The sequence below is a fragment of the Paenibacillus sp. S150 genome, from assembly GCF_019352175.1.
In the GTDB taxonomy this organism is placed as follows: Bacteria; Bacillota; Bacilli; order Paenibacillales; family Paenibacillaceae; genus Paenibacillus_AQ.
Map to the genome: position 1 here is coordinate 1 of NZ_JACBYI010000090.1, position 1,263 is coordinate 1,263.

General features: G+C 52.3%; 1 protein-coding gene. It reads right to left on the reverse strand.

Annotated elements, in window-relative coordinates; genetic code table 11:
* Positions 1-111 precede the first annotated feature (111 nt).
* Complete coding sequence (locus HYD27_RS31650) at positions 112-1,227, reverse strand: IS110 family RNA-guided transposase (RefSeq protein WP_219221749.1); 1,116 nt, start codon at positions 1,225-1,227, stop codon at positions 112-114.
* Positions 1,228-1,263: the final 36 nt, after the last annotated feature.

Below are 1,263 nucleotides of genomic sequence, written 5' to 3' on the forward strand. Positions count from 1 at the left end.
CTAGATCCTGTGCAGTGGAAAATCACGGTTTCTCCTCGAACCTTTCTCTTTGTCTCCATGCCCTAAGGATTCAATGTACTGGAGCCTGCCTGTCTTTTTCCTTATTTCATGCTACGCCATTCTTTGTTCTGCCTTTCGAGCAATCGACCAGATAAATCCGACTAATTCTCGTCCTACTGCTGCCATGGCCACGTTTCGGTGTTTCCCCCGTTTGACCATTTTAAGATATTTACGGTGTAACCGTTCCTGAGCTTTCCACGAGGCTTCTTGGACATGCGCACACTGGCCTTCCAGACGTTTTTCTAAATCACCTTTGACGGCAGGACGGTGACGGTAACTCCAGGCCGATTCTACGAGTGTACGCCGTACGGCTGTATTTCCGGTTTTGGTTAAACGTCCGCGTTTCGTACTTGCTCCCGATGAATATTCCCTTGGGACCAGCCCCAGATAACTCATGAGCTGAGCCGGCGAACGGAAGCGTTCAAAATTCCCAATCTCTACAACCAACGTCATCGCGGTCAATAAGGCGATTCCCCGCAGGCCCTGAAGCGCTTGAATAACAGGCGCGTGCGTACAGATCTCGGCTTCCTCCCGCATGGCAGCTTCAAACCGCTTGATTCGCTCCTCCACTTCCCGTAGCTGTTGCAGAAGCTCGGCGAATACCCGTTCTTGAGCCGTAAACTCAAACGTTAGGGCAGATAACCACTGCCGGTATCTCTTGGTCCAGCGTCTTTTCATCCCTTCCGGTGTGTGAATCTGGTGTCGCAACAAGAAATGAATAAGCCGCTGCCGGGCCCGGTGTAATTCACCACGGGCCGCCTCCCGAGCCCGGATGAGATCTCGCAAGGCTTCTATTTCTGGAGTCGGGACATGGATCGCGGTCAATTCCCCCGCACGATGGAGCTGGGCCAGTCTTTCAGCATCCCGCCGGTCGGTTTTCACAGCATCGCCCGGACGTTGTGGAATGCGTGAAGGGGCAATGACCGTACAGGAAATCCCCATTTTCGTCAGCCAATGATATAAGTCATACCCGGTAGGTCCTGCCTCATAGCAGACTTCTAGCGTGGCCTCCTGGCTTTGGATTTTGCGCATCAGTCGTCCCACGGCATCGGGAGTATGGGCAATGGCACTATGATAACGGGCAGGTTCTCGGCCCTCGTCTGCGATTGCCACCGCAATTTTTTCTTTAGACACATCCAAACCGACGTATTTTATGGTATTCTTCATAGTAACAGCTCCTTTCGCATGTAGCTCTGAAATGGT